General features: G+C 47.0%; 25 protein-coding genes. 12 read left to right on the top strand and 13 right to left on the bottom strand.

Annotated elements, in window-relative coordinates; genetic code table 11:
- Positions 1–77: 50S ribosomal protein L28 (locus LBJ25_01210; protein MDR1452583.1), on the bottom strand; the 77-nt coding region annotated here is incomplete at its 3' end.
- Between the two features lie 98 nt (positions 78–175).
- Between LBJ25_01210 and LBJ25_01205 the strand changes: the two genes are divergently transcribed.
- The 5 genes from LBJ25_01205 to LBJ25_01185 all read left to right on the top strand — a co-directional run bounded on the left by LBJ25_01205 (position 176) and on the right by LBJ25_01185 (position 3,415).
- Positions 176–436: a hypothetical protein gene (locus LBJ25_01205; GenBank protein ID MDR1452582.1), complete on the top strand. Its 261-nt coding sequence runs from the start codon at positions 176–178 to the stop codon at positions 434–436.
- The gene (locus tag LBJ25_01200; protein ID MDR1452581.1) at positions 436–867 is read left to right on the top strand and encodes a retroviral-like aspartic protease family protein; all 432 of its coding nucleotides are present in this window, start codon (positions 436–438) and stop codon (positions 865–867) included. The genes LBJ25_01205 and LBJ25_01200 overlap by 1 nt, the downstream gene beginning before the upstream one ends.
- Positions 868–999: 132 nt before the next feature.
- A complete protein-coding gene (locus LBJ25_01195) occupies positions 1,000–1,563 on the top strand; it encodes a hypothetical protein (GenBank protein ID MDR1452580.1) in 564 nt (187 codons plus the stop codon).
- 199 nt (positions 1,564–1,762) lie between these two features.
- A complete protein-coding gene (locus LBJ25_01190; protein ID MDR1452579.1) occupies positions 1,763–2,011 on the top strand; it encodes an ATP-binding protein in 249 nt (82 codons plus the stop codon).
- Between the two features lie 51 nt (positions 2,012–2,062).
- Positions 2,063–3,415, top strand: coding sequence for a transcriptional regulator (locus tag LBJ25_01185; GenBank protein ID MDR1452578.1), 1,353 nt, complete (start codon positions 2,063–2,065; stop codon positions 3,413–3,415).
- 120 nt (positions 3,416–3,535) lie between these two features.
- On the opposite strand, the gene LBJ25_01180 is transcribed toward LBJ25_01185, so the two are convergent.
- A complete protein-coding gene (locus LBJ25_01180) occupies positions 3,536–4,342 on the bottom strand; it encodes a lysophospholipid acyltransferase family protein (protein ID MDR1452577.1) in 807 nt (268 codons plus the stop codon).
- Between the two features lie 95 nt (positions 4,343–4,437).
- Between LBJ25_01180 and LBJ25_01175 the strand changes: the two genes are divergently transcribed.
- On the top strand, positions 4,438–4,575 hold the full coding sequence (locus LBJ25_01175) for a hypothetical protein (GenBank protein ID MDR1452576.1): 138 nt from the start codon (positions 4,438–4,440) through the stop codon (positions 4,573–4,575).
- Here LBJ25_01175 and LBJ25_01170 read toward each other — a convergent pair.
- The 3 genes from LBJ25_01170 to LBJ25_01160 are packed head-to-tail and all read right to left on the bottom strand — an operon-like array spanning position 4,572 to position 6,251.
- A complete protein-coding gene (locus LBJ25_01170) occupies positions 4,572–5,261 on the bottom strand; it encodes a type III pantothenate kinase (GenBank protein MDR1452575.1) in 690 nt (229 codons plus the stop codon). The genes LBJ25_01175 and LBJ25_01170 overlap by 4 nt on opposite strands.
- 8 nt (positions 5,262–5,269) lie before the next feature.
- Positions 5,270–5,875: a hypothetical protein gene (locus tag LBJ25_01165; GenBank protein ID MDR1452574.1), complete on the bottom strand. Its 606-nt coding sequence runs from the start codon at positions 5,873–5,875 to the stop codon at positions 5,270–5,272.
- 10 nt (positions 5,876–5,885) lie between these two features.
- On the bottom strand, positions 5,886–6,251 hold the full coding sequence (locus LBJ25_01160; protein MDR1452573.1) for a helix-turn-helix domain-containing protein: 366 nt from the start codon (positions 6,249–6,251) through the stop codon (positions 5,886–5,888).
- Positions 6,252–6,403: 152 nt separating this feature from the next.
- On the opposite strand from LBJ25_01160, the gene LBJ25_01155 reads away from it, so the two are divergent.
- Positions 6,404–7,141, top strand: a complete 738-nt coding sequence (locus LBJ25_01155) for a hypothetical protein (protein MDR1452572.1) — start codon at positions 6,404–6,406, stop codon at positions 7,139–7,141.
- Positions 7,142–7,176: 35 nt separating this feature from the next.
- Positions 7,177–7,869 (top strand): hypothetical protein, encoded by a 693-nt coding sequence (locus tag LBJ25_01150; GenBank protein MDR1452571.1) that lies wholly within the window; start codon positions 7,177–7,179, stop codon positions 7,867–7,869.
- A gap of 4 nt (positions 7,870–7,873) precedes the next feature.
- On the opposite strand, the gene LBJ25_01145 is transcribed toward LBJ25_01150, so the two are convergent.
- The 8 genes from LBJ25_01145 to LBJ25_01110 form a co-directional block, all read right to left on the bottom strand.
- On the bottom strand, positions 7,874–8,155 hold the full coding sequence (locus LBJ25_01145; GenBank protein ID MDR1452570.1) for a putative addiction module antidote protein: 282 nt from the start codon (positions 8,153–8,155) through the stop codon (positions 7,874–7,876).
- A gap of 1 nt (position 8,156) precedes the next feature.
- Positions 8,157–8,453, bottom strand: coding sequence for a type II toxin-antitoxin system RelE/ParE family toxin (locus LBJ25_01140; protein ID MDR1452569.1), 297 nt, complete (start codon positions 8,451–8,453; stop codon positions 8,157–8,159).
- Positions 8,454–8,520: 67 nt separating this feature from the next.
- Positions 8,521–9,381 (bottom strand): RluA family pseudouridine synthase, encoded by an 861-nt coding sequence (locus tag LBJ25_01135; GenBank protein MDR1452568.1) that lies wholly within the window; start codon positions 9,379–9,381, stop codon positions 8,521–8,523.
- A 6-nt stretch (positions 9,382–9,387) separates the two neighbouring features.
- Complete coding sequence (locus LBJ25_01130) at positions 9,388–9,573, bottom strand: type II toxin-antitoxin system RelE/ParE family toxin (GenBank protein MDR1452567.1); 186 nt, start codon at positions 9,571–9,573, stop codon at positions 9,388–9,390.
- Positions 9,566–9,844 (bottom strand): type II toxin-antitoxin system Phd/YefM family antitoxin, encoded by a 279-nt coding sequence (locus tag LBJ25_01125; GenBank protein ID MDR1452566.1) that lies wholly within the window; start codon positions 9,842–9,844, stop codon positions 9,566–9,568. Before LBJ25_01125 ends, LBJ25_01130 begins: the two co-directional genes overlap by 8 nt.
- Positions 9,845–9,955: 111 nt before the next feature.
- Positions 9,956–11,473, bottom strand: coding sequence for a hypothetical protein (locus LBJ25_01120; GenBank protein MDR1452565.1), 1,518 nt, complete (start codon positions 11,471–11,473; stop codon positions 9,956–9,958).
- A 146-nt stretch (positions 11,474–11,619) separates the two neighbouring features.
- Positions 11,620–11,868, bottom strand: a complete 249-nt coding sequence (locus LBJ25_01115) for a hypothetical protein (protein ID MDR1452564.1) — start codon at positions 11,866–11,868, stop codon at positions 11,620–11,622.
- Positions 11,869–12,030: 162 nt separating this feature from the next.
- Positions 12,031–13,695: a hypothetical protein gene (locus LBJ25_01110; protein MDR1452563.1), complete on the bottom strand. Its 1,665-nt coding sequence runs from the start codon at positions 13,693–13,695 to the stop codon at positions 12,031–12,033.
- Between the two features lie 91 nt (positions 13,696–13,786).
- Here LBJ25_01110 and LBJ25_01105 point away from each other — a divergent pair, with 91 nt between their 5' ends.
- Genes LBJ25_01105 through LBJ25_01090 form a run of 4 tightly spaced genes read left to right on the top strand, consistent with a single transcriptional unit; the run spans position 13,787 to position 19,627 of the window.
- Entirely contained in the window at positions 13,787–14,758 is a 972-nt protein-coding gene (locus LBJ25_01105) for an FAD-dependent oxidoreductase (protein MDR1452562.1), read from the top strand.
- Between the two features lie 11 nt (positions 14,759–14,769).
- Positions 14,770–15,246 (top strand): HPP family protein, encoded by a 477-nt coding sequence (locus LBJ25_01100; GenBank protein MDR1452561.1) that lies wholly within the window; start codon positions 14,770–14,772, stop codon positions 15,244–15,246.
- Between the two features lie 41 nt (positions 15,247–15,287).
- Positions 15,288–16,553 carry a TolC family protein gene (locus LBJ25_01095; protein MDR1452560.1) on the top strand — a complete coding sequence of 422 codons (1,266 nt, stop codon included), beginning with the start codon at positions 15,288–15,290 and terminating at the stop codon, positions 16,551–16,553.
- Positions 16,550–19,627, top strand: a complete 3,078-nt coding sequence (locus LBJ25_01090; GenBank protein ID MDR1452559.1) for an efflux RND transporter permease subunit — start codon at positions 16,550–16,552, stop codon at positions 19,625–19,627. The genes LBJ25_01095 and LBJ25_01090 overlap by 4 nt, the downstream gene beginning before the upstream one ends.
- Positions 19,628–19,650 lie beyond the last annotated feature (23 nt).

The following is a 19,650-nucleotide window of genomic DNA, read 5'->3' as shown; positions in this document are numbered from 1 at the left end:
CGCGTGTGACGCTTGGAATGTGACACTTTGTTGCCCGTGATGACCTGTTTGCCGCAAATGGCGCATTTATAACTCATTTTTTCCTCCAAAAAAGGCTTGAAATATAGCACATCCGGCGTTATTTGTGAAGCTGTGCCGCTTGTAATAATGTAATTTCGTGGTAGTATAACTAAATATGGATATAGCAAGTGAAAATTATAAATTTTTTAAAGAACATCTTGCTGATCTTATTAAAGACCATTATAACCAGTATGTTGTAATTAAAGACCAGCAGGTACTGAATACGTACAGTACCTTTGACGAAGCCTATAATGAGACTATTAAAATTGCGGAAGTGGGCAGTTTCATTATTCAACACTGCGTAAATCCGGGCGAGGACGCGGCCTATTTTGCGGCGGGAAATGTTTATTTTCCGCATAAGGTAGTAATGGCGTAATGGAGTATCGTTCTTTCACAAATTCGTACCCAACATTATCCAGAACACTGAAAAACAATATTGTTATTGCGCGCCCTGGTGATGAAAATCAAAATTTTATATTTATGGCATTATGGGATACCGGCGCAACAAACACGATGATCACCCAGAAAGTTGTCGATCTTTTGAAATTACGCCCCGTTAATATTAGAGAAGTTTTTACGCCGTCAGGGAAAATGGACGCTTATTGCCATTACGTAGATGTATTTTTGCCAAACAAAACAATAATACAAAGGATTCCGGTATTACAAGGGGAGCCAATGGGCTGCGATGTATTGATCGGTATGGATATAATCGGTTTGGGTGATTTTGCGGTCTCAAATTTTGAAAATAAAACAACGTTTTCTTTCCGATTGCCGAGCAAACAAAAAGTAGATTTTCTCAAAAGCTAAAAGAAATTACCGTTTACTGTCCGAAACTTTTCCTGACCTCGCTGCTGGATACCGGCAAAAACCACTCGAACCGAATTAGGGACAGAAAAGTATCAAAGGACAAATACTACTGATAGTGATATATTTTCCGAAATGACACAAGCGCAACGCACACAAGCAATAAACGATTTAACTGCGAAAAATGATGTAACTCAAAAAGAAGCGAAAGAATATTTAGGAACGCTTGCCGGTCAAAACTTAAAAAATGATGATACTGGAATTGTCGCTCAAATAAACACATCTCAGAAAAACAAGCTGATCAGTAATAAATCTGTTGATAGAAGTATAAGTAATGGATTTTCTGTTGGGCAGCATAATGCGGCAATAAAGAATATTGTTAATTTGTGGAAACACTCATTACAGATAGAAAATAGAACGGACAGAAACAATCAACCAGGTGTGAGAATAAAGAAATTTATTGTACCTATGAAATTTGCAGATGGAAAAATAGGGTATGTAAATCTATTGATCAAAGAAAGCGGTGTTAGCCTGAAAGATTACTTCGGACATCGCATATATACTTTAGAATTAAATGGAATTGAGGCGTTTGAGAGCATAGTGCGAAAGGTTGAAGCCAATAGCAACCGCCAGACGCGCCTCTCAAACGCTAATAATATTATAGCACGACTTCGTAGTGTTACAAGAGTGTTAGTTTAATTTATACTCTTAAAAGTTTTCCTGACCTCGCTGCTGGATACCGGCAAAAACCACTCGAACGGCCGCGCGCGCAGTTGTGCGGCGTAAAAAGCCAGCGCCGCGATCAGCAGAGCCTTTTCGTCAGCGTAGTTGGCGGCATGAGAACGTCAGTCAGTATTACTTTTTTTAGTGAAAAAGCCTAAAATATAACGGGTGTAGTATGGACGAAGAGGAATTACAAAGTTTATTGTTGAAATTGTGCGCCGAACCGCAGGAAACACAATGGCTAGAGTTTAAGCTGAATGGCGCGACAAACAATCATAAAATAGGCGAATATATAAGCGCGTTAAGCAATGGGGCAACTCTGACCAATAAAGAATACGGATATTTGGTCTGGGGAGTGGAAGATATTACCCATAGGATTATAGGCACAAACTTTCGTTTTTCTAAAGCGAAACAAGGCAATTAGGGTTTAGAATTATGGCTGCGTCAATACTTGCATCCGAAGATTAATTTTGATGTGTTTGAATTTAAATGTGAGCAAAAACCTATAGTTTTACTGCGTATTGCTCCGGCTAAAAGCGAACCAATCTTTTTTTTCAACGAAACTTATGTACGTATAGGCAGTCATCTTACCAAGCTCAAAGGACATACTGATTTAATGCGTAAAATTTATAATTCTCAAGAAGATTGGAGTGCGAAGATAATAAATGCGGCGTGTCTACATGATTTAGATGAACAAGCCTTAAACGTGGCTAGGGAAAAATTCCGGGAACGCCATTACGGCTTAGCTGTGGAGAATTTGTCTGGAGAAAAATTTTTGGATAAAGCCAAGCTGACAATCAATGGCAAGATTACTAATGCCGCACTGTTATTGTTGGGTAAGCCGGAAGCGGCGCATTATTTGTCTCCAGCCATAGCCGAAATCACCTGGAAACTGGACACTTTAGAAGAAAAAGCTTATGACCATTTTGGCCCGCCGTTTTTACTGAATACGGAAAAAGTGAAAGAGCGCATCCGCAATGTAAAACAAAAATTTTTCCCCACGCATGAGTTGCTGGCGACTACAGTGGACAAATATGACCCCAAGACTATTTTAGAGGCTTTGCATAATTGCATTGCCCATCAAGATTATAGCTTGCGCTCGCGGATTGTTTTGACGGAACAGGCGGATAAGTTGATTTTTGATAATGCCGGCACTTTTTTTGAAGGTACGCCGGAAGAATATTTGCTGGGAAAAAGAACGCCAAGCAGTTATAGAAATCCTTTTTTAGTTGGGGCGATGGTTAATTTAGGCATGATAGACACTATGGGATTTGGCATTAATCGTATGTGCGTTTCACAACGCACCCGTTATTTTCCCCTGCCAGAATATAATATTTTAGCCAATCCGCAGAAAGTTATTTTGCAGATTTATGGCAAGGAAATCGATCCCAATTATTCTAATTTGTTAATCCAGCGTAGCGACCTCTCCCTGGAGCAAGTCTTGGCCTTAGACCGCGTGCAGCGCGGAATACCTATCCCAGATGATATAGCCAAATGGTTAAAAAAAGAAAAACTTATAGAAGGAAGAAAACCAAATTATTTTGTTGGAGCTAAAGTCGCTCAATTAACAAACCAAAAGGCGGAATATACTAAACATAAAGCCCTGAATAATAAATACTATCAAGACTTAATTATGATAATGATAGAACAACATGGCAGCGTTAACAGAAAAGATATTAACAGTTTGCTTGGAGATAAACTATCAGATAAATTGACCGATAAACAGAGGTACAAAAAAATAGATAATCTAATTTATAAATTGAAAGCCGCTGGAAGGATTAAAAATATAGGTAGTTATAAATATCCTAAATGGACAAAAAATAATTAGGAGAAAGAAGGAGAAGAATAAGGAGTAAGATTGGTAAAAAATGGCTTATTTGAGCCAAAAATTATTCGCTAAAATAGTAATAAGTTAGAAGTAAATAATCGTAAAGTAAGGAGAAAACTGTTATCCGAACGTTTTCCTGACCTCGCTGCTGGATACCGGCAAAAACCACTCGAACGGCCGCGCGCGCAATTGTGCGGCGTAAAAAGCCAGCGCCACGGTCAGCAGAGCCTTTTCGTCAGCGTAGTTGGCGGGGTCTAGCAATTGGCCAAAAACATACCCGTGCTGGCCTTTTTCCGAGTAATTAAAAATAGGCAGGACGAGCGGCCGCGCGCGCAGAGCCATAGTCGCCCAGCCAGTCGCCACCGGCAGGTCTTTGTCCAGCACGCGCAGGGTAATATTTTTGTCGCTGTCTGTCGCGCCGGTGTCCGCGGCGATCAGCACGATCTTGTTTTGCGCAAAAGCCCGAAAGCAGGCGCGGTACATATTTTGCGTATTGATGTCGATGATTTCCAAACCGCATTTGACGCGGTTTTTGTCAATGTAAGCGATAAATTTGTCGCGGCGGGGATTGTTGACCACCGCGGCCGCGCGGTAGCCGAAACGTCCCAGCGCGCAGCCGAAAAGCTCCCAATTGCCGGCGTGCATGACGAGCAGGATCACGCCGCGCCCGTAGCTCAAAGCCTCGTGCAGCGGCGCTAGGCCCCGGTCTGAAATAATTTTGGCAAACAGCCGCGGCGGCATAAATTTTATCGCCAGTGTTTCAAGTATATAGGTCAGCATTTTTTGAATGTATTGCCGCGTCTGCCGGGCGGTGACATTGATGGAATAAACCAGCGAAAGATTTTTTTGCACTTCTTTGTGCAGCCCCAGCGCAAAGACCGCGCCTGAGAGTAAAAAAAGAGCAATTTTGACGAACAAAGCCGGCATTTCAGCTCAATTTTATACAGTTTTGGCCGAAATCGCCAGCAAAAATTGGCCTAAAACTTGCCATAATCCGCATGATTATCAATGGGGGGATTTTTGTGGGTTCAGAAAAAACACAGCAGATAGAGCATATGCTAAACACGGTTTTGAAAGACCGCAGCATCAGAAAGATCAGTTTCAAATACGATCTGGCGATCGGTGATTTTCCGATCGTGATAACCTTCGGGTTGAACTAGTATAAATTCAAGCTCTTCAGCGTCAGATCTGTGTCGATAATATCGGCGTGGATATCCGGCGCCAGTAATTCCGCATAGCCGCCGGTGGCGATAATTTTGGCGCGCGGAACTTCTTTTTTCAACGCGGTCACGAGGCCGTTGATAAGCGCGGCATAACCGTAATAGATCCCCGCCTGCATTGCCCGGCGCGTGGAATTGCCGATCAGCCGCGGCGGTTTGTGTTTCAATTCGATCAGCGGGAGCTTGGCGGTTTTTTCGTGCAAGACCAAACGGGTCAGATTGATGCCTGGGCAGATCAGTCCGCCGCGGTAAACATTGCGGGACAGGACGCAAAAAGTCGTCGCGGTACCGAGGTCAATGATGACCAGCGGATCGCCGTAAAACACCGCCGCGCCGGAAGTATTGACCAGCCGGTCAATGCCAATCTCGGATTTTTTCAACAGGGCGATGCGGATATTTTTGATGTGCTGGTAAGTGAGGCGCGTGAAATCCAGACGGCGGAAATAACGGGCGAAATACCCGTCCAGGCGGGGTACGACCGAAGCGTAAACAACGCGGTCGATCTTTTGCCGCAGACGGAATTTGCGGTAAGCGGCCGTGGGCAGGGCGAATTTTCGGACTAAAACGTCATTGGCAAAAAAACCAAACGTGATAGAAGTGTTGCCGGCGTCGATGCAGAGTTTCATTTTATTCCTCATTGTTCCTCCAGCAGCTTACGGTTTTCGGCCAGACGGCGGTTGAGCGCGCCGGCTTCCGACCAGGCGTCGAGCGCCGAGACCAGTGTGTAGACCAGATAGATTTGCAGATAATTTTGGCGCAGCTCGGATGTTTTTTCCGGCGCGGAGCTTAGTTCTGGATTGGCGGTATAAATGCCGAGGAGCATCAGGCTGCTCACGCCCAGCAGCGGCAGGGCTTTGACATAATCTTCTAAATACCAGTGTCCCAGCCCGGGGAAAACTATTGTTTCGGTGACAGCCAGCAGGACATTTTTTTCCCGCGGCGGTTTTAATTGGAAATCCAGAGCGCCGTATTCCGCGGCAAAATCGTCCGCGGAATTAACGGTAAACTTAGCCGGCCCGGTGATCTGCCAGATATTTTGCGGCGTTTCGATGATGGCAAAAGATAATTCGCCCAGCGTGATGCTGTCGTCGGCGTAAACGCGGCTGGCCGTGACCGGCTGAAAATATGGCTCGCGGTTGCGCGAGATAGCAGCCTCGCCGGACAGCCTGGTGAACTGTCCGATCTCCGCGGCGCAAAGGCTGCCCCATAGGCCGAGCAGCAAAATTATTTTTTTGTACATGCCGGCGGCATTATACACTTTTTTTTCGATTGAAACTTTTCAGCAAATGCAGGTGTAGCTCCTGCTGGTCAGCGCTTAATTTCTGAAACTCGGCCAGCATTTTATGGGTGGCGATCCGGCCTTTGAGCGGCGCCAGTTTTTTCTGCGGCACGGCAAAATCCTGAAAAAAATAAACCAGATCGACACCGTAAAAATCGGCCAGTTTAAGCAGGGTTTCCAGTTTGGGGCAGCCCTTGGTGCCTTTTTCCAGATACAGATAGTTGGGGAAGCCTATCCCCAGCTGGTTAGCCAGAGCCTCGATGCTGAGGCCGACCTTGAGCCGCAGTTCTTTGAGCCTTTTGGCCAGGTGCAGCTTGAGTTCATTGACGCCGGACATGCGACTCCTTTATTTCCTTGGGAGAATACTAACGGTATTTTGGCAAAAGAATAATTAGGTACATAGAATGATTGACAATATATTATTTGTGTTATATTATATACATGGAATGTATAATTACATTCTGTAATAAATATAACAAAGGGGGAGTTATGGGCAGAATATGGCACGCCAGGATAGCCGCGGGCGAGGAAATACGCGCGGCGGATATGCTAAATTTGACCTTTTTTCCGCTGGGCACAATTCTCATATATGACGGCGGCGGCTGGACGGATAATGTGACGCTGCAGGGCTGGTATCTCTGTGACGGTCAGGAAAAAACCCTGCCTGACGGCAAAAAAACCACCACGCCGGATTTAATAAATAAATTTGTGCGCGGCGGAACGTCCTGCGCCGCTGGCGGTGACGGCAAAGTAACTTTGACCGTGCAAAATATGCCCAGTCACGGACATGGTTTAACTGGCTTGAGCGTCGATTCCGGAGGAGCCCATACTCATACGGGCTCCGGTATGACGGTCAGCGAAAAAGAGGATCACACGCACGGCTTTTCCGCGACCTCATCTCTCGCCGGCGAACACAACCACTATTTTCCGGTCACCGGCGGTGATGATAATAATCATAGCGGCACACAAGGCAATGGCGCGGCGGACACGGATGCCGGCTTTCACGACGATTCTTATACCAGAGACGCTGGCGCGCATACGCACACTGTTTCCGGCTCGGTGTCTTACGGCGGGGCGCACACCCACACTGTTTCAGGCAATACCGATTCCGGTGGCGGACACACGCACACTACTTCCGGCGGAACGGTAGATTATGTCGGCGGCGGCGAGCCATTTGAGGTGATGCCAGCTTACTATACGCTGATCTATATTAAGAGATGCGCTTAGTGGCGGCGGAGCGAGCGTAAATTTAAGGAGGAGCTATGACTGTCAGGAGAGGCGAGAGAATTCTTCGAGATGACATATTCAATCTCACTTTTTTTCCGGTGGGAATGCTTTTAATGTATGACGGCTCCGGCTGGGTAGATAATGTGACGCTGCGGGGCTGGTATCTCTGTGATGGCACGCATGGCACGCCGGATTTAAGAAATAAATTTGTGCGTGGCGGCGCGCCTGCGTCGAGAGGCGTGACTGGCGGCGGCAACGCGCGTTTGACTGCGAATAATTTGCCCCGCCACAACCATAACGTTACAGGCGTTGTTTTGGACACGGCAACCGCCCATATCCATGTGGTAAGTAATTTGACTACTACGGAAGCTGGCGCGCATGATCATACTGTTAGCGGCACATTAGATTCCGGTGGTTCGCATTATCACTATTTTCCGGTCACCGGCGGTGATGATAATAATCATAGCGGCACACAAGGCAATGGCGCGGCGGACACGGATGCCAGCTTTCACGACGATTCTTATACCAAAGACGCTGGCGCGCATACGCACACTGTCGAGACCTCTATTTCCGGTGGGGCGCACACCCACACTGTTTCCGGTGATTTTAGCGAGAACGGTTCGCACAAGCACAGCATTGAGGGAAACGCGGGCGTTACCGGCGGCGGCGCGGCGTTCAATGTGGAACCGGCGTGCTATACCCTGATCTATATCAGAAAATGCGCATAGCGGATCATTGCGGCGCTAGAGCTAATTTATAACCAAGAGAATGGATTACGCTGGAGATAGTTTCAAAATACGGCTTCTTGTCTTTATTTAAAGCCCTATAAAGACTTGTCCTGTTTATTCCAGATTTTTTAGCGATTTTACTCATTCCGCGCGCTCTGGCTGCTGTGCCCAGCGCGGCGGAAATAACCGCCGGATCACCGTCTGCAAAAGCGGTTTCCAAATAAACTTTTATGTCTGCTTCGGTTTTCAAGAATTCCGCAAAATCCCATTTGCTAACTTTAACCATTTTACAACAACTCCTTTGCAATTTTTTGCGCCAATTTAATGTCTTTTTGTTGTGTCGATTTAGCGCCTCCGCACAAAAGAAGTATGATACGGTCTCCTTTCTTGATAAAGTACAATCTATAACCAGAGCCAAAATAAATTTTTTTCTCGTATATATTGCCGCCAACGCTTTTAATTTTTCCTAAATTGCCTAAGGCTGCCCGCTCCAGATGCACGCCAATAACCGACTGTGTTTTTATATCCCGGATGCTTTTTACCCAATTTTTAAAAGTTTCGGTTGTTTGTATTTCGATTGGCACAGTGATATTGTCTCACCTTGGCGACAACTTGTCAAGGAAAGGGTAAATGTATTTGCCAGCGGAAGAATCACTGCTTAGCCCAGACCGGCAGCTCCGCGTTGAACTCCAAATATTTTTTACTGCGGGGATGAATAAATCCTAATTTATAAGCGATCAAACATTGCCGCGTGTTTTTTTTCCGATAGTCGGCATTATACACTGGATCGCCGATCAGCGGATGGCCGATGTAAGCCAGATGGGCGCGGATCTGATGCGTGCGGCCGGTTTCCAGCCCGGCCTCGATAAGCGTCATGCTGTTAAAGCGTTTGAGGACATTGTAATGCGTCACCGCTCTTTTGCCGCCGCTGGAAACCACGGCGATTTTTTTTCGATCCTGCTGGCTGCGCGCCAAATTGCCGGAGATCACGCCGTAGTCCTTGACGATATTGCCGGCGGCCAGAGCCAAATATTTGCGGGTGATCGTGTGTTTCTCAAACTGCCGGCTTAAAAATTTATGCGCCGCGTCATGCTTGGCGGCGACGAGCAGACCCTCGGTGTCTTTGTCGAGACGGTGCACGATGCCCGGCCTTTCCTGGCCGTTGAGGCCAGACAGACCGCGGCAATGATACAGCAGGGCATTGACCAGCGTATTGGCGGGATTGCCGCAGGCCGGATGCACGACCAGACCTGCCGGCTTATGCACCACGATCAAGTCTTGGTCTTCGTAAATTATTTTGAGCGGAATATTTTGCGCCTGCAGATCTGTTTTCTTGGCCGGCGGCAGAGAGACCTGGCACCGCGCGAATTCCTCAGCGGTCAAAGGCAGCGAATTTTTTAATTTTTTCTCCGCCGCTGGCCAGATAACCAGACCGCGGTCGATCAGGCTTGCGGCCTGCGCGCGGCTGACACCGTGTTTTTGGCTGAGCCATTTATCGAGACGCTGACGCATAGGCGGTTATTGTAGCGTAAAATGCTGGAAATATTTATGGCAAAAAGGAAAGTTTTTCAAAAGTTGGATCGTTTTTTCGACAGTATTTAAAAAACTTTCCGCTGCTTGCGCGGATTGTAGGATTCGGGCGAAATAATCTAAGGTGTCTTCTAAATCCTGATGAGCTAACGGTAAATAGCGGATTTTAAACATTTTTAAGCTGAGTTAGTTTTTGGCGCAAAGCAGAAAATACTTCCGCGTGGGAAAGCCGTTTTTTACTGGATTTAGCCTCTATTTCCGCCTCTTTGAGTTTTAGATATATTTCTGCTGCAAAGAACTTATTTTCATAAGTATCCATGCTCATGACCACCATGTCACCATGTCCATTTTTGGTCAAAAATAACGGCAGGCCGTTCTTATGCACTGTTTCAGAAATTTCGGCAAAATGATTGCGCAGATCGGACACAGGACGGATTTGCGGCATAGCGGTTAACTCCTTTTCAACCAGATTTATTATAGTCATTATTTTATCATAATTATGATAACAAAGCAAAAACAAGACGCTGCGTTTCCGCCATGAAGGGATTTTAGCGCATTATGGCTGAGGCGTCGTCCCGGGCGGCAGCCGGCCGATTTTATTATGCTCATCACGCTGCTGCATTAGCTGGGTTTGATAGTCCGCAAAGCCTGCGGGATTGCTGAAAAAAGCATAAAGGGCAAAGAGCGCATTAGCGTTTTTGCTGTTAAATTTGTGTTTGTCATAGATGGTCATAATATTTTCCAAAGGTTGCTGCTGGGTAAAACTTTCTTGAATAAAACTGCGTATGAGCTGTTCGTCCCAGGGTAGAGGCGCGTTGGTGTCCGGGTAACGAAAATAATAATGATAAATTTCTCTAAGGCTGAGCATTTCCCAGTAATTCTGGAGTTTGTCCGGCAGGTTTTCCGCGGACAGCCATTGCCGCAGTTTGTCGTCGTATTCCGGCGCCTCCTGCAGCCACTCGCTGTATTTTTCTCCGGCGTGCAAAAGGAACATTAATTTTTCGGACAAAATTTTCGGCAGAAAATAGCTCAGGGTATTTTTCAGCGCTTTGCTCTGCCGCGCGCCGCGGCGTTTGAGCTCGGCGCGGCGCATTTCCTGCATATCGTGCAGCAGGCTGATAAAGTTTTGGCGCGTGCCTCTGTCGAAGCAGCGCAAAAGAATTTTTTCTGTGTTGCTGGTATTTAATTTGGGCACGGCATGAGTCGGGCTGATCCGTTCAAAAAACAGATCAAAAGTCTGCGAGTTTTTGTGAAGATTGTATTTGGAAAAATTAACTTTATATTGGGAAAAAAAGGCAACAGCTGGAATTTTTAGCACGGGAAAAGCCTCGAGCAAATGTTCGGTCGGCCAGGAGTTTTCGTAAAAAACAGCATTGTTGATGAGTATTTGTCTGCCGTGAGGATTGAGAAGTATTATGGAATCTTTTTCATTATAGAGCCGGATCAGCGTTTGCAAAAAATCCAGCGTTTCCTCACCGGGCTCTTCGTCCGCGGCCAGCCGGCCGGCGCCGAAGATAGACTCCGGCAGTTCGATCCTGGCCTGCTGACAGCGTATAATAAAAGTATTGATGAGCGCTCTTTTGCGCGCGGTCAGTTGTTTTCTGGCTGTTTTGATCGCGGCGTTGACCGATTTTTCGTCCAGCAGTTTTAGGACGCGGCTGGCTTTCAGCAATTTATCAACGCTGTTATTTTCCCGATAATGTTTGACCAGAGCGGCGACGATTTTTTCCAGCGGCTCAGGATGAACAGCCTGCGAGCGTATCCAGCAGTAGCCTTTGTAACGGCGGATAAAAAGTTTATCAAAAACATCCGCCAGACCGTGTTTTTCCAGCAGCGCCAGCACCTCAGCTTCCTCATAGAGATAACGGGTTTCTTCGGTGAGCGGTTTGCCGGTGATTTTTCCAAGCATGACATAAAACTCTAAATCAGTTTCTTCCTGCCATAATTCTTTTAGATAGTCTTGAAAAGATTGGCCGGTTTGGGCGCTACGAAAAATCCTATCCAGATCAGCCTGCGCTGCCTGATGAACCACGGCCTCAAAACGTTCTTTGTATTTTACAAGTTTAGCCAGCATAAACACGCATACCTAGAGTATATATATCATAAATTTGCGTATTTATACAGAAAGTTTATTTTTTATATAGGGTTTATATATGTTATATGAATTAATGCGGCAAACATATAGCCGAGGTAAATAAAGATATATTACCTCTTACTATATCATTTTTCATTATAGTCTAAAAAGAAGTAATTATATACTTCGTCATCATAAAGATAAAACCTATCATTTACAGAAATAACAGCATCTGCATCAAAACATATAGTCAAGATACATTTATCCCCAGCAATTATTTCAATTACTTGACGATAATTATTGATAGCCATATTTTTTTCTATTAATTCTAATCTGCCCAAATTCGATTGAATATTTCCTAGTTCTTCTTGAGTAATTCTCTTTTCATAATACACATACCTGTTTCTCTTTACATCATTACAAGAATAAGGATACCTTGTAAGTATATAATTTGGTATATAATATCCTTTTACAGTATACATCTTTTTTAGTGGTTCACTATGAGAACATAAGTTAGCCACTAATAATATACAAATTATTAGTAAATGTCGCATCGTTTAATCTTTTAAAGGGGCAATTATTGAGTATGTAGGATCAGCCACGCTAACTGTACCTAAATGATCATCGTAATTTAATCTGACGGGTTCTTTCAAATCTATTGCTATGGGTGTTTCTACTTTACGTAAATTTTCATTTTCAATACTATATACACTCCTATTACTAAGATTATTATCTAAATGTTGTACAGCATGTCCCATTTCGTGAGCTAATCCAAGTGCAGGACTTTGTATACCGCGATTCAAATTAGTTTTTAATCCACTATTGGGATCATAATTTATCGTTTGTATTTTAGAGTTATACGACAGGTCATTTTTATCATTAAATTTTATATAAAAAGCTTGTTCTGAATTTTCAAGACGGTTTACTAAATTTCTTCCTGCTTCAGATTGCCCTATATATTTAATAGATTTCTCATACCGCATAACGCTATCAGTCTTAATACCATATCTATTAAGAAATCGATCTGTATCGTCTCCTACAAAAATGATTCTCCCATCCGGGTCTGTATATCTCATCGGATTATTATTCACAAACACATACGGATTAGCGCCAAAATAATTAGCTGGATCGTCTTCCAGTGTAACTTTGTCTCTGCCAATAAACCTGGCAGTATAAGGCATACGATATAATGAACTATATTGTTTGTTTTTTAATAATTGTTTTTGATACTCTTTTTCTGCTTCTACACCTTTTAAATACTTCTCTTTTTGTTCTGGAGTTTCCTGTCTCCAGCCAAGCCTTTCTGCTAAATGAAACCAATAAATATGGGAACGATATATTAAATTAAGATCTTTTTCATCTTTAGCTGTGATTTTTTCGTTTATATTTTCCCGGGTATACCCTCTTTTTTCAAGCTCAGCATCTAAAATATGCGAATAAATATTTCCTTTGGCCGTTATTGCGGTGATAAACTGCGGACAATGCAGCAATGATAAATTACATAACGCTAAAACCTTGCTATATTTTTTCTCGTCGGTATAGTGGTGCTCTAAAGCTCCTACCATTACTACTACTGTTTCTTTACTGGTAAGATCCTGAAGATAGACTTTATTTTTTACAGACACTTCCGGAATATTACACTCTTCAATATACCAAACGTCTCGATTTATTGATCCACCATTGGTTGTTTCGATATTTAGTACTTTCCCAGACTCAGCATCTGTGTATCGTATGAAACAATGTGCTGGAGCTAGAGCCAAGGCCACATTTAATCCGATTTTCTTTCCCAAAAGCAAAAACAATATCGGCATTGACACACAATCACCTTTTCTTGTTTTTAGATAGTTTGGCAGCAATTTATTAGCTAATATTGTCCCTTCGGGATTGTCTAAGTCATAACTATATATTTTATAATCATTCCATTCTCCTGGTTCATACAAATATTTTTTTAGTGTATCCAGCCTTTCCATGCTGGTCGGATTTTTGGGCAGCATTTTCTTAACCAGATCCGCCATCTTATCCAACTCTGCCATGTAATAATCGATGTCTATAGTATTATCGATTTCTTTATCTATAGTTAGCTTGACCAGTGCAAGGTCGATCTTGTTATCTGGATACATTAAGGTATCTTCAATAAACAGTTCTATCGGAACACTATCACCCAGAGCGACTCCGAACATTAGCAAAATAAAAGAAGAAATGATAATAAATTTTTTAAGCATAAATCTACAATATAAGCCTTAGATGGTTGCGTTGCCTGACATATATACCATAAATTTGCGTATTTATACAGAAAAGTATTATCATAATCTTATGCAAGTCCAGACTGAAGTTAAGCCACGCCAGACCGCTGAACAGTACGAGACGCTCGACACGCTGATCATTGGCGGCGGTATGGCCGGATTGACCGCGGCTATTTACGCGGGGCGCGCCGGCCTGAACACGCTGGCGCTGGAGCCGCAGATCCCGGGCGGCGTGATCACCACCTCGGAATTAGTCGAAAATTGGCCGACACAGCTCTCGATCAGCGGCCTGGAACTGGGCAATTTACTGCAAAAGCAAGTCGAAAAAATCGGTGTGCCAATCGAATACGGCATCGCCGCCAAAATAAATAAGCTGGGCGATATTTTTGCCGTGACGCTGGATGGCGGCCGGATTATCCAGAGCCGGACGGTGATTTACGCCGCCGGAGCTTTGCCGCAGCGTATCGGTCTGCCCGGCGAGCAGGAATTTCGTGGACGGGGCGTGTCTTACTGCGCGACCTGCGACGGGCCTTTTTATAAACAGAAAAATGTTGTGGTCATTGGCGGCAAAAGCGCCGCCGTGCAGGAGGCCCTGTATTTAAGCGGCATTGCCAAAACTGTGACCGTCGTGCACAGCGGCAAAAATCTGCAGGCGGCCAAAGTGCTTCTGGCTAGAGCGCAGGACACGCCGAATATCGTTTTGCGGACGCTGTGTCAGGTCAAAGAGATACGCGGCGAGGGCGGTGTGCTGACCGGAGCGCTGCTGCAAAACCTGCTGACAAAAACAACAGAAATTCTGCCCTGCGACGGCGTGTTTATTTACGCCGGGCTGATACCCAACACCGCTATGCTCAAGGATTTTGTGCGCTTGACCGAAGACGGTTATATCGCGGCGGGTGAGGACACGCGGACGAATATTCCGGGCCTATTCGCGGCGGGTGATGCGCGGCAAAAAGACCTGCGCCAGTTGGTGACCGCCGCGGCGGACGGCGCGGTGGCCGCGACCATGGCTGAAAAATATCTGTGTAATTTCCCGGCCTGAAAGGAACGCCTGTGCGCGGAAAATATAGTTTCTGGAAAAATTGGCCGCATTATATAGGCCAGCCGCTGGGCGCGGCCGCGCTGCTCGGTTTGTTGTTTTTTCACGCGGATTATTTTTTTTCAGAGCTGCTTGTTTTGTCGCTGGGTTCGTCGGTATTTACTCTGGCGGTTTTCCCCCGGCAGCCGCAGTCCAGCCCGCGCCATCTGCTTGGCGGTTATGCCTGCGGCGTATTGGCCGGCCTGCTTTTGGCCTGGCTGAAATATCTTTGGCCGGAGACCCCGCTATTCTTCTGTCTGGCCGGAGCTGTTTTTGTGGCCATACTTTTAATGCTGGCCGTAAACTGCCGGCACGCGCCCGGCGTGTCACTGGCTCTGGCGGTGTTTTTTTCGCCCGAACCCTTGACCGCTTCCGCGCTGGCCATGGTCAGTATCGCTCTGGCCTGTCTGGTCAAAGAATCAGCTAAACGCTGGCTGAAGGATCTAGCGTGATTAGTCTGGAACTTTTTCGTTTTGAGATTGTATAATGCTGTATGCCAAAACGGTTTCTTTTCAGATCCTTAATGTTGTTGGCGTTTGCTTCTGCCGTGCTGCCGGCTGCTGAACTTTCTTTACGGGAATGTGTCGGTACGGCTCTGTCTAATAACGAGACCATCAGGATACAAGAATTGAAAGTCGAGGAAGCGCGCGCCAAAGTCTGGGTCAAGACCGCGTCGCTGCTGCCCAATCTGGGGCTGAACGCCGGCTATACCAGACTGCGTACCGCGACAGACGATTACACAGCCTCGCTTGTCCTCAATCAGCCGCTGTTTGCCGGCGGCAAATACTGGCAGGACCGCGCGCTGGCTGAATTGGAATTGCAGCAGGCGGAGCTGGAGCTGGAAAAAGTCAAACAAGAATTGACACTCGCTGTCGCGGCGGCGTATTACAGCTTGTGGCACGCGCAGGATATTTTGTCGGCCAGCGTGCAGTCGCTGAATAATTTGCGCGCCTACTATAATAAATCCAAGCAGTTGTCTGAGCAGACCAGATCGCCAAGGCCGGAAGAACTGCTGCAAATAGAAGTACAGCTGGGCAGCGTAGAGATCACTGTGGATAATGCGGAATTGGCGTGGTGGCAGGCGCGCAATTTGCTGGATAATTTGCTCACTGTGCTACCGGTAAAGCCAACTTATAGAGATGACGAATCGCGGGAGTTTACTTTTGCCGCCGAACCGACTTTAAATGCGGCGCTGCCGGAAAACGTGTTTGCTAAAGTGGAAAATAATTATGCGCATAGGCTGGCCAGGCTGACGGAGCGGCAGCGTGAAATTGCCGTAAAATCCGCGGAGAGCGCCTACTGGCCGCAGATCAATCTGCAGGCCTATACGGGCGTGGAGTGGGGCGAGACCTTTCCGCGGGACGAGACAACTTATGCGCAATGGGGCGTTTCTCTGCAAATGCTTTTGTTTGATTTTTTTAAGACACCACAGTCTGTCCAGCAAAGCGTTAAAGCGCAGGAACAAACTTTGTTAAACACGGAATTGCTTTCCCGCAATGAGTTGATCAAGTATTCGGATGCTCGATCCGCGCTGCGCAGCGCCGGAAAAAAAATAGAGCTGACTGCCCAAAATGCTGGCCGGGCGGAAAGAAGTTTGCAGCTGTATCAGGAACGCGGGCAAAGCTATACGGCCAACAGCAAACAATTGCTCGACGCCGAGCAGACGGCGCTGCAGGCCAGAATCAGCCAACTAGACAGTACGCTGGACTACAATCTGCAGGCCATTGAGTTAAAACAACTGCTGGGGGAGAGCTTGTGAATATCAGCAAAATAGCGATCAGAAGAATTATCGGCACGCTGGTCATCACCGTATTGTTCTGCGGACTGGGCGTGTTTTTCCTGCGCGAACAGTCTATCGATATGCTGCCGCGTATCACCTATCCGCAGATTATGGTGCGGGTGAATTACGAAGGCGCTTCGCCGGAAGAGATCGAGACCAATGTTACACGGCGCATCGAGTCGGCGGTGGCTTCGGCGGAGGATGCGATCCGCGTGGTGTCCACTGTCCGCGAAGGCGCTTCGATGACCAACGTCTATTTTGATTACCGCAAGAATATGGAAGAAGCGCTCAATGACGTGCGCTCCAGAATGGACAGGGTCAGCGATCTGCCGGATGACGCCGACCGCCCGATTGTCGGCAAGATGGATCCTACCCAGATGCCGATCCTGGAAGTGGGTTTTTCTTCGGACAAACGCGGCGAAATTGAAATGAACCGCTGGGCTGACCGCGAATTGTCCGAGCTGTTTAACAGCGTGCCGGGGCTGGCTTCGGTAACGGTGAGCGGCGGCAAAATCCGCGAGATAAAAGTTATTTTTAATCCGCGTCTGCTCGACCGTTATGAGCTGTCCACCGACCAGATCATCAAGCGTCTGGCGGAAGAAAATATCGATCTGCCGGGCGGCTATATTACCGTCGGCGACAAAGAATACACCGTGCGGCTTTCGGCGCGTTACAAGACGCTGGAAGACATCGGCAAAGTGATTATCGTCAGCCGCGAGGGTGTGCCGATCCGCCTCAATCAAGTGGCGCAGGTGGCGGACACCAGCAGCGATCAGCGGGTGATGGTGCGCATCAACCAGATTCCTTCGGTGATGTTGAGTTTTCTCAAACAGCCTAATGCCAACACTGTTCAGGTTTGCGCGGACCTCAAACAGAAACTGGCGGAGCTGCAGGCCGACGGCCTGATCCCCGAAGATATTAAAGTCAGCCTGGTAAACGATCAGTCTTACTATATTGCAAACTCGATCAACAGCGTCAGCGAGTCTTTGCTCTACGGCGCGCTGCTGACCACGATTGTGGTGTTTTTATTTCTGGGTAGTTTTATCCGCACATTTATTGTGGCGCTGTCTATGCCGGTGTCGCTGCTGGTGACGTTTTTCTTTATGGCGATGTTCCAAATCAATATCAATATGTTCAGTCTGGGCGGTCTGGTGCTAGGCGTGGGTATGCTGCTTGACAACTCTATTGTGATGCTCGAGAACATCACGCGCCATCAAAAAAGCAAGCGTGAAGATATAGTTACGGCCACCGAAGAAGGCAGCGCCGAGATCGGCGGCGCGGTAATGGCTTCGACTCTGACCAATCTGGCTTCCGTGCTGCCTTTCATTATGGTCAGCGGCATCGCCGTTTTGCTTTTTCGGGATTTAATTATCACCATTTCGGTGGCAATCGCCGCTTCGCTGATCACCGCGCTGACTGTGGTGCCGACGCTGACCGCCCATCTGACGAAATATTCCCGCCAGCAGGGTAATGGTTTCAGCCAGAAAATCACCGACGTTCTGACCGCCGGCTACATCAAACTTCTGAAACCCGTCCTGCGTTTCCGCTGGCTGGTGACGGGCGTGCTGCTTTTGGCGGGTGCGCTGACCTATATGAGCTATCAGGCTTCCGGCTCGGAGTTCCTGCCGCAGATCGATGACGGCCGCATCAATATATTTTTCCGCTATCCGCAGGGTACGGCTCTGCACATAACGGATGAGCTGGCGCGTTATCTGGAAAAGGCGATTCCCGAGAATGATCCCGACATACAAACTTTGTATGCCTCCGTCGGCGGCAACTGGTTTGGCGGCAGCATTGCCCAAAATTCCAATCAGGCCCGGATAAATATTCAACTGGTGGAAAAGAGCCAGCGGCAGGGCAGCACCGACGAGTCTATCCGCAAGATACGCGAGCTGATCCAGCCGTTTGCCAATTCCGGCGCGGATATTCGTTTGAGCAAAGCCAGACTGCGCGGCCTGCGCATCGGCTCCACCGAAGAAGCGGTGGAGGTCAAGATTTTTGGGCCGGAAATTTCCCGCTTGAATGATTATGCCAACGAGGTAATGCTCCGTTTGAGCGGGATACAGGGGCTGGCCAATCTTAATATTTCTTTGGATCTCTCACGGCCGGAGCTGCAGATAATTTTAGACCGAGCCAAACTCGGCAATTACGGTCTGACCGCTCAGCAGGTTGGTGAAACTATCCGCACGACGCTGACCGGCAGCACGGCTTCTTTATATAACGATGTGCATTACGGCGATGATTTTGATATTCGGGTGATCTATGACCGCGATAACTATAAATCGGCGGCGGCGGTGAAAGACATTCTCATCACGGCGCCGTCTGGTTTTACAGTCCGGCTGGGCGAGGTTGCGGAAGTGATCAATGCTTTCGGGCCGGTGTCTATCGAGCGGGAAAATCAATCGCGGGTTGTCCGCGTGCTGGGCGATAACGAAGGCGGACTCTCGGCCGGCAAGGCGGCGGAAGAAGCCAAAAAAGTTTTGGCGGATTTGCAATTGCCCAGCCCCTACCGCATGGAAATCGGCGGCGAGGCCGAGAGTATGGCCGAGAGTAACAGCGTGCTTTTTTCGGCGGCCATCTTGGCCTTGTTTTTGGTGTACGGCATTATGGCGGTGCAATTCGAGTCCCTGCGCGATCCGCTGGTGATTATGTTTACCGTGCCTTTTGCGGTGATGGGCGCAATACTGGCGCTCTTTGTTACACATACTTCTTTCAGTATGATCGTGTTTCTGGGCATTATTCTTTTGATCGGCGTGGCGGTGAATAACGGTATTGTGATGGTGGATTATTTCGGGATTTTGCGGCAGAGTGGCAAGACTGTTTATGAGGCCGTGCTGGAAGGCTCGCCGACCCGTCTGCGGCCGGTGCTGATGACGAGCATTACCACCATAGTCGGTTTGCTGCCGATGAGTCTGGGCTGGGGCGAGGGTTCCGAGATGCTCGTGCCGCTGGGGCGGGCGGTGATGGGCGGAATGGCAGTCTCTTTTCTATTAACCCTCTTTGTGATACCCTCTATTTACTTGATCTTTAACGGCGGAAAGATCGAGAAATGATCCTGTTTAATTTAGGTGAGTGG

The sequence above is a fragment of the Candidatus Margulisiibacteriota bacterium genome (genome assembly GCA_031268855.1).
In the GTDB taxonomy this organism is placed as follows: domain Bacteria; phylum Margulisbacteria; class Termititenacia; order Termititenacales; family Termititenacaceae; genus Termititenax.
This window is presented reverse-complemented; position numbering and strand designations above follow the sequence as displayed.